Source organism: Mycobacterium sp. 1245499.0 (assembly GCF_001673615.1).
GTDB classification, from domain to species: domain Bacteria; phylum Actinomycetota; class Actinomycetes; order Mycobacteriales; family Mycobacteriaceae; genus Mycobacterium; species Mycobacterium europaeum_A.
Genome location: NZ_LZMG01000004.1, coordinates 1 through 8,579, shown reverse-complemented (window position 1 = coordinate 8,579; position 8,579 = coordinate 1). Strand labels below are relative to the sequence as shown.

Genomic DNA, 8,579 nt, shown 5'->3' with positions numbered 1-8,579 from the left:
CGCCCACTACCGGTCGATGCTGGAGTTCTCCGAGACCGCGCTGCAGGACGCGGTGAAAGCCTATGTCGGCGTTGAGGAATTCCTGCACCGGGTGCGGGTGCGGGTCGGCGGCGTCGAACCCGGGCAATGGACCGCACGCTTCGCCGAGGCCCTCAACGACGACCTGGCCGTGCCGGCCGCGCTGGCCGAGGTGCACCAGGCGCGCGCGGAGGGCAACCGGGCGCTCGACTCCGGCGACCACGACGGCGCACTGCGGCACGCCGGCGCGATCCGCGCGATGATGGGCATCCTGGGCTGCGACCCGCTCGACGAGCGCTGGGAGACCCGCGACGAGACGTCGGCGGCGCTCGCGGCCGTCGACGTGCTGGTGCAGGCGGAGCTGGAGAATCGGCAGAAGGCGCGCGCGGAACGCAACTGGGCGCTGGCCGACGAGATCCGCGACCGGCTCAAGGAGGCCGGCATCGAGGTCACCGACACCGCCGACGGGCCGCAGTGGTCGCTGCAGGCCAGTCCAGAACAGTAGGGGCCGAGTAGATGGCCGGCAACTCGCGCCGCCGCGGGGCGATACGCAAAGAGGGCACCAAGAAGGGCCCGACCGTGGGTTCGGGCGGCCAGCGCCGCCGCGGCCTGGAAGGTCGTGGCCCCACCCCACCCGCGCACCTGCGCCCCAACCATCCGGCCGCCAAGCGCGCCAAGGCCCAGAGCCGTCGGCCCACGCGGGGCAAGACCGACGAATCCGAGACGGTGCTGGGCCGCAACCCGGTGCTGGAGTGCCTGCGGGCCGGGGTGCCGGCCACCGCGCTCTACGTGGCGCTGGGCACCGAGGCCGACGAACGGCTCACCGAATCAGTCACTCGCGCAGCCGACTTGGGCATCTCGATCCTGGAGGTGCCGCGCACCGATCTGGACCGGATGACCGCCAACCATCTGCATCAGGGCATCGCCTTGCAGGTGCCGCCGTACAACTACGCCCACCCCGACGATCTGGTCGCCGCCGCGCTCGCCTCGCCGCCGGCGTTGCTGGTCGCGCTGGACAACATCTCCGACCCCCGCAACCTGGGCGCCATCGTCCGCTCGGTCGCCGCGTTCGGCGGCCACGGCGTGCTGATCCCGCAGCGGCGATCGGCCTCGGTGACCGCGGTGGCCTGGCGCACCAGCGCCGGGGCCGCGGCGCGCATCCCGGTGGCGCGGGCCACCAATCTGACCCGGACACTGACGGATTGGGCCGGTCGTGGGCTGCGGGTGATCGGTCTCGACGCCGGTGGTGACACCACGCTCGACGACATCGACGGCACCGATCCGCTGGTGGTCGTCGTGGGATCGGAAGGCAAGGGGCTGTCGCGGTTGGTGCGGCAGAACTGCGACGAAGTCGTGTCCATCCCGATGGCCGGGGACACCGAATCGCTGAACGCGTCGGTGGCCGCCGGGGTGGTGCTCGCCGAAATCACCCGCCAGCGCAGGGGATGAGTGATCGCGCGCCTGGCCGCCGCGTTGCTGATGCTGGCGGTGCTGCTCGCCGGGCCGGCCACCGCGCGACCGTCGGAATTCGACCTGCAGGCCCATCGCGGCGGGCGAGGCGAGACCACCGAGGAATCGCTGCGCGCGTTCGCCAAGGCGATCGAATTGGGCGCCAGCACATTGGAATTGGACATCGTCATCACCAAGGACGGGCAACCGCTGGTGTGGCACGACCCGACCATCGAGGCCGAAAAGTGCGCCGACACCACGCCCGCGTTCGCCGGTGACCCGCAGTATCCATACGTGGGCAAGCTCGTGCACGAGCTCACCCTCACCCAGGTCGACACCCTGGACTGCGGGCGCCCGCTCGCCGACTACCCCCAAGCCGAAGTGGTGTGGGGCAACAAGATCGCGACGCTGCCGCAGGTCTTCGCGCTCGCCGACTCCTACCGCGCCGACGCCGTGCGCTACAACATCGAGACCAAGGTGGAGGCCGACCGCCCCGGCGCATCGGCCGAGCCGCAGGAGGCCGTCGACGTGATACTGGCCGCGGTCAGGTCGGCGGGCAAGGCCGACCGGGTGGAGATTCAGAGCTTCGACTGGCGCACCCTGCCGTTGGTGCGGCACGCCGAGCCGTCAATTCCGTTGGTGGCCTTGTACGACCAGCACACCTGGGCGCCGGACTCGCCCTGGCTGGGCGGAGTGAATCCCGCGTTCGTCGGCGATCCCCTGATCGGCGCGCGGACGGTGGGCGCGGACATCGTCTCACCCGACTACCGGTTGGTCTCCGGCCAGCCGTTCGTCGACCGCGCGCATGCGTTGGGGCTCAAGGTGATTCCCTGGACCGTCGACGACGCCGCCGCCATGCGCCGGCAGATCGGTTACGGCGTCGACGGCATCATCACCGATTACCCGACGTTGTTGCGTACCGTGCTCGCCGAACTGTCGATGCCGTTGCCGCCGGCCTACCGGCGGGGCTAGCGGGGCACGCTGCCCGCCAGGTCGCCGTTCGCGCGAGCCGGCTGGTTGTCGCCGCGTCGCGGCCGGCGAAGGTTGGCCAGCGCGGCGCGCCACATCATCGTGGGGTGCAGCAGCCGGTCGGCGGGGTCGATGAGCGCGGTGACCCTGACGAACCGATCGACCGCGATCGCGTCGTATTCGGCGGCGGTGAGGATGCGGTCGATGTAGCCGTTGAGCAACCGGGTGAGTAGCGGTGCGGTGCCCTCGATTTCGGGTAGGCACAGGTCGGGGTTGGCCGACAGCTCCCAGGCCTGGCGGATCGGCACGGCGGCGGCCCGAAAGAATCGCCGGGCCAAATCAGCTGTGCCGCAGGACAAGCAGTCGCGCAGCGCCAAGGCCTCCAGCGCGGCGACGGTCATGCCCTGGCCGTAGATCGGGTTGAAGCTGCAGATCGCGTCGCCGATGACCAGCAGGCCCTGCGGAAAGCGTCGCATCCGGTCGTAGCGGCGCCACTGGCTGGACGGTTGGACGTGCCGGGTGGGCTCCCCGAGGGGTTCGGCGGCCCGGACCGCGGCCAGCAGGCGGGCCGGTGCGCAGTCCTCGACGAACTCGCACATCGACGCCAGGTCGGTGAGCGGCGCGTGGCCCGCGATGCCGTAGACGGTGAACGTCCACGTGTCGTTCTCGCAGTTCAGCATGCCCACACCACGCGGCCGGCCGGGCACGGCTCCCACGATGAACCCGAATTCGTGCAGCACGTCCGGTGCCATGCGCAGGAATTGGCTCACGTAGGTCAGGCGCACTGGGACGTGCACCTCGGTCGGGCGTTCGTAGCCCAGGGCATGCAGCCATGCCGGGGTCCTCGCGCCGCGCCCGGTGGCGTCGACCACCAGATCCGCGCTCAGTGTGCGGTCTTCGCGGGTGCGGCGGTTGACCACCCGGGCGCCGGTGACGCGCCGGCGGTCCGGCGTCGTGGTCAGGTCGACGACGTCGTGGTCGTCGAGCAGCGTGATGTTGGGCATCCGGCGCAGGCGCGCGCGGACGTGCTCCTCGAGGAAGGGCCGGGTGGCCAGGTGCACGGCGAACGAGGGGGCGCTGCCCGAGCGCGCCATCAGGTGCCCGCCCAGGTCGTAGTGCACCCGGGACAGATCCTGGCCGTCGGTGTGGTGTGCGCCGTCGATGACCAGCTGATCGAGGATGCCGGGGAACAACTGCTCGAGCACCTGCCCGCCCCGGGGCAACAGCCCGTGCAGATGCCGGCCCTGCGGCACGCCCCGGCGCGCGGTGGCCGTTTCGGGCGCGATGTCGGGCAACGGATCGCGCTCCACCACCGTGACCGTGCCGAAGAACTCGCTGAGCGATCTCGCGGCCAGCAGACCGGCCATGCTCGCTCCCAATACCAGTGCGTGATTTCCGATCTTTGCCATAGCCCACCGCTCTTGTTGACCGCCCGTCTGACAAAACTCATGCTCACGGGCGCCGAGGCGGGCCGACAGCGTAGTCGACTACGCGATTGCTGCGGGCCAGGTGCACATCGGGCCACCCAAAGGCCGGCAAAGCCTCCCATCCGATGCGTGCGCGCCGTTATAGTCGCCGAGTGATCGGCGCCGAGCCGCTGACGGGGCGTGACAGCGAACTGGGAATCATTCGCCGCGCCCTGGGTGCGGGTGCCAAACACGCGGGCGTCGTGCTCGCCGGAGCCGCCGGCGTCGGCAAGACCTGGCTGGCCCACGAAGTGCTCAAGCGTGCCCAGGCGTCGGGGCAGCGGACGCAGTGGATCGTCGGCACCGACTCGGCGCAGGCGTTGCCCCTGGGGGCCTTCATCGGCGCGATGACCGAGGCTTTGAACGAGGCGCAGTCCGATCCGCTGACCGATGTGCGCCGCGTGATCAATTCGTTTGTCGCCCAACAGCGGCAGCGCCGGGTGCTGATCGGGGTCGATGACGCGCACCTGCTGGACGGGCTGTCCGCGCTCGTCGTCCACCAGCTCGCGCAGTGCGGCGGGGTCCGGCTGGTGGTCACCGTCCGGACCGGCAGCGACGAACCGGACGCGGTGACGGCATTGTGGAAAGACGGCCTGTTGGAACGGCTTGATCTCGAACCGCTTTCGGCGGCGGCGACCCGTGAGGTCATCGAGACCAAGCTGGACGGCCCGGTCGACGCGCGCAGCGCGGCGCGGTTCCAGAAGCTGACCGGCGGCAACGCCCTGTTTCTGCGGCAGCTCTTGGCCGACCAGGTCGCCGCGGGGCGGATGCGCAAGACCGCCGGGGTGTGGATGTGGGACGGCGACGTCGCGGTCTCGGCGAGCCTGTCCGACACGGTGGGCCGCCAAATGGGCCGGCTCGGCCCGCGGGTGGCGATGGTGATCGACACGCTCTCGCAATGCGAGCCGCTGGCCGTCGAGGTGCTGTGCGATGTGGTGCGGCGCCGCGACCTGGCCGAGGCCGAGCAACTGGGCCTGGTCAACATCGAACGCACCGGCGCCGGCTTGACGGCCCGGCTCGCCCACCCGCTGTTCGGTGAGTTGCGCCGCGCCAGCGCGGGCGAGCTGTATCTGTCGGAGATCCGGGGCAGGCTGGCCACGCGACTGGCCGACGTGGGCGACGCAGACATGCAGGCCACGGTGCGCCGCGCGCTGCTGCGCCTCGAGTCGGACCTCGACCCCGACCCCGAGCTGTACCTGGAATCGGCACGGCACGCGATGACCCTGCTGGATCTGGAGTTGGCCGACCGGTTCGCCACCGCGGCCGCCCAAGCCGGTGCGCCAGGGGCCGCCGGGGTGCGGGCCATGAACCTCGCGCTGCTGGGGCGGGGCGAGGCGGCCGAGTCGGCGCTGCGCGCCTTGGCCGACAGCGACGTGCCCGACCGCCACCACTGGGCGACGGTGCGGGCGGCCAACCTGATCTGGCACCTTTACAACCCCAACGCCGCGGCGCAGATCCTCGACGATCTTGCCGCGGACCCTTCCGAGACGCCGGCCCAGCGAGCGGAGCGGCTGGCGATACAGGCGTGCCTGGATGCGGTGGCCGCGCGCTGCGAGTCCGCCACCGAAAACGCCCGGGCCGCATTGAGTTTCCCCGAACTACCCGGCTTCCACGCGATGATGGCGTCGCTGGGGCTGATCATGGCGATGGGTGCGCTGGGACAGGTCGGCGAGCTCGCCGGGGTGGCCGAGCAGGCCCTGCGGCGCGCGACGACGTCCTTTCAGGCATCGCATATGCGGTTCTGGTTCGGCGCCGTCTACGGACGCGCCTGTCGGCTGACCGGTCGGATCGATGAATTCGTCAGCACCGCACGGCAACTCGCGGCCTCATCGCGCGACATCCCGGGCCTGGCCTATGCGAACCTGGCCCTGCTGTCGGGCAACGCCGAGCTGGCTCGCGGTGCGGTCGCCGAGGCGGCCCGACTGGTGCACGAAGCGGTGGCCGGGGTGCAAACACACTACGTGACAACGGGTTTGCGACCGGCGAGCTATTTCGCGTTGGCCGAGGCGCACGCCAAGCTCGGCCAGGCCGACGAGGCGAACGACGCGGTCGCCGCGGCGCGGTCGTGCGTGCCGGCCGACTTCCGGTTCATGCACACCGGCCTGGCCCTGGCCGAGGGGTGGGCGATGGCGGCGAACGGCCGGTTGGGCGAGGCCGTGGCGTCCGTCGCGCAGGCCGCCCGGCTGGCCCGCGACCGCGGCCAGCCGACCCACGAGCTGGCCTGCATCCAGGCGGCGGCCCAATGGGGCGATGCCTCCCAGGCGGCGCGGGCGCGGGAGCTGGCCGACGCGTTGTCGCTGCCGCTGGCCGACGCGGTCGCGTCGCATGCCGGCGCGCTGTCGGCCCGGGACGGCGAGGGCCTGCTGGCGGCCTCGGCGGCCTACCGGCGGATCGGCGATCGGGTGGCGGCCGCCGATGCGGCCGCGCAGGCCTCGGCGGTGTTCGACGAAGGCCAACATCACCGCCGCGGGCTGTACGCCGCGGCGTTGGCCAGGGAACTGGCCGACGAGTGCGGTGGCTTGCACACGCCGGCGCTGCACACCCCGACGGGTCTGAAGTTGTCGGGCCGCCAGCGCGACGTCGTCGAGCTCGTGGTGGCCGGGCTGTCCAACCGCGAGATCGCCGAGAAGCTGGTGATGTCGGTGCGCACCGTGGAGGGCCACGTGTACCGGGCCTGCCAGCGAGTGGGGGCGCAGTCGCGCGAGGAGCTGGCGTCGATCATCCGGTCGGGCCCCTGCGGCTCGCCCGCGCGCTAGAGACCGAGCAGCCGCGCCGAGGCCCACAGCGCGAGCACCGCCACCGCCAGCGACGCGGGCACCGTGCACACGCCGAGGCGGGTGTATTCGCCGACCCCGGCGTCGACGTCGTGCTGGCGTAACACTCGCCGCCACAACAGGTTCGACAACGATCCGACGTAGGTCAGGTTGGGGCCGATGTTGACCCCGATGAGCACCGCCAGCACGGCCACCGGCCCGCTGGGCGCGACCAGCGGCAGCAGCACCAGCGTGGCGGGCAGGTTGTTGACGACGTTGGCCAGCGCGGCGGCCAGCGCGGCGATGGCGAGCAGCGCGGGCAGGCTCGAACCCGACGGCAGCACCGCCGACATCGCCCGGTCCATCCCGTTGAGCATCACTGCCTGCACCACGACGCCCAGCGCCAGCACGAACACCAGGAACGAGATGTTGACCGAGCGCACGATGTCAGATACCGAGGTGTGCCGATGGCGCAGGCTGCGCACCGCCAGCACCGCGGCGCCGCACAGCGCCACCCAGGCCGGGGCGATGCCCACCGACTGGGCGACCGCGAACCCGGCCAGCGTCAGCGCCACGACCAGCAACACGAACACCGGCGGGCGCGGCGGTGCGCCGGCCTCTTCCGGGTCGGGCTGCACCCGCAAGTCCTTGGCGAAGAACCAGCGGAAGATCACGTAGAGGACGGCTATCGCGCCCAGCCACGGCGCCGCCATCGCGAGGGTGAACCTGGTGAACGAGATGTTGGCGGTGTGGAACGCCAGCAGGTTGGTCAGGTTCGACACCGGCAACAACAGCGATGCGCCGTTGGCCAGATGGGCGGTGGCGTAGGCGTAGGGCCGCACCCGGGTGCGCTGCCGGCGCACGGCCGCCAGCACCACGGGGGTCAGCAGGACCACGGCGGCGTCCAGGCTCAGCACCGCGGTGATCAGCGAGGCGATGACGAAGACCCGCCGCAGCAGGCCGCCCGACCCGACCTTGCCCCGGGTGATCGCCGCGCCCGCGGCCTCGAACAGGCCCTCGTCGTCGCAGAGCTTGGCCAGCACCAACACCGCACCCAGGAACGCGACCACCCCGGACAGATCGGCGATCTGTTTGACCGCCTGGTGCACCGAGATCGCGCCGACCGCGATCAGGATCAGGGCCGCCGGGACGGCGGCCAGCGCCTCGGGCCAGCCGCCCGGGCGCGCGACGGCGAACGCGAGGACCACGGCAAGCAGCAACAGCGCCAGCGTCAGGGCCAAGGTGCCAACCGCTCTACTTCCAGGGGTCTTCGCGCCGCCACACCGTGGGCAGGTGCACCGAGACACCGTCCTGCGCGGCGAGCTCGTCGAGGACGCGGACGGAGACGTCCAGGTCGTCGCCGGCATAGGGCAAGGCCCGCAACGGCTTTGTCAGCGGGCGGAAGAAGTCGTCCCAGTGAATGAGGATCACCCGGCGCGCGCCCACCGCGCGCACGGTCTCGGTCCAGTAGTCGACCAGGTACGACCGCGGCTGCAGCCCCAGCTGCCCGACGGACAGGTACGCCGCGTCGGCGCGCTGGCCGGCCAGGGCGCCCTCGACGAAGCCGGCACTGCCTTGGATCAGCAGGCGCCGGCCCGTCGGCCGGTGGTGCACCAGCGTCGACCAGGACTCGCCGCAGCGATACGCCGATGCCCGCACCGGCGGGGTCACCGGTTCGCCGATGACGCCGGGAAACCGGTCGGGCGGGCAGTGGTGCGATTCGATCAGGGTGACGTCGTAGGCGCCCAGCTGCATCGGTTCGCCGTCGGCCGCGACGACGATCCGGTCCTGCGGCAGGCCGTATCCCCTTCCGACGTTGGCCGCGGACTGCCCGCCGACCAGCCGCGCGCCGGTGCGGTCGGCGACGAGTGCGGAGTCCAGCACGTGGTCGAAGTGGGTGTGCACCGGGATGACCGCCTCCAGC

Annotated in this window: 7 protein-coding genes; 4 read left to right on the top strand and 3 right to left on the bottom strand. The window is 71.7% G+C overall.

Annotated elements, in window-relative coordinates; genetic code table 11:
• The 3 genes from A5646_RS00105 to A5646_RS00095 form a co-directional block, all read left to right on the top strand.
• Positions 1 to 523, top strand: a 523-nt coding sequence (locus A5646_RS00105; protein WP_369806893.1) for a DALR domain-containing protein, incomplete at its 5' end; no start/stop codon positions are given.
• A gap of 11 nt (positions 524 to 534) precedes the next feature.
• A complete protein-coding gene (gene rlmB, locus A5646_RS00100; protein ID WP_067018927.1) occupies positions 535 to 1,467 on the top strand; it encodes a 23S rRNA (guanosine(2251)-2'-O)-methyltransferase RlmB in 933 nt (310 codons plus the stop codon).
• 30 nt (positions 1,468 to 1,497) lie between these two features.
• Entirely contained in the window at positions 1,498 to 2,439 is a 942-nt protein-coding gene (locus A5646_RS00095; RefSeq protein WP_197505078.1) for a glycerophosphodiester phosphodiesterase, read from the top strand.
• Here A5646_RS00095 and A5646_RS00090 read toward each other — a convergent pair.
• The gene (locus A5646_RS00090; RefSeq protein WP_067018921.1) at positions 2,436 to 3,845 is read right to left on the bottom strand and encodes an NAD(P)/FAD-dependent oxidoreductase; all 1,410 of its coding nucleotides are present in this window, start codon (positions 3,843 to 3,845) and stop codon (positions 2,436 to 2,438) included. The genes A5646_RS00095 and A5646_RS00090 overlap by 4 nt on opposite strands.
• A 170-nt stretch (positions 3,846 to 4,015) precedes the next feature.
• Here A5646_RS00090 and A5646_RS00085 point away from each other — a divergent pair, with 170 nt between their 5' ends.
• Entirely contained in the window at positions 4,016 to 6,658 is a 2,643-nt protein-coding gene (locus tag A5646_RS00085; protein ID WP_067018918.1) for a LuxR C-terminal-related transcriptional regulator, read from the top strand.
• Here A5646_RS00085 and A5646_RS00080 read toward each other — a convergent pair.
• The gene (locus tag A5646_RS00080) at positions 6,655 to 7,896 is read right to left on the bottom strand and encodes an SLC13 family permease (protein ID WP_067018917.1); all 1,242 of its coding nucleotides are present in this window, start codon (positions 7,894 to 7,896) and stop codon (positions 6,655 to 6,657) included. The genes A5646_RS00085 and A5646_RS00080 overlap by 4 nt on opposite strands.
• A gap of 13 nt (positions 7,897 to 7,909) precedes the next feature.
• On the bottom strand, positions 7,910 to 8,579 hold a 670-nt coding region (locus A5646_RS00075; protein ID WP_067018913.1), incomplete at its 5' end, for an MBL fold metallo-hydrolase.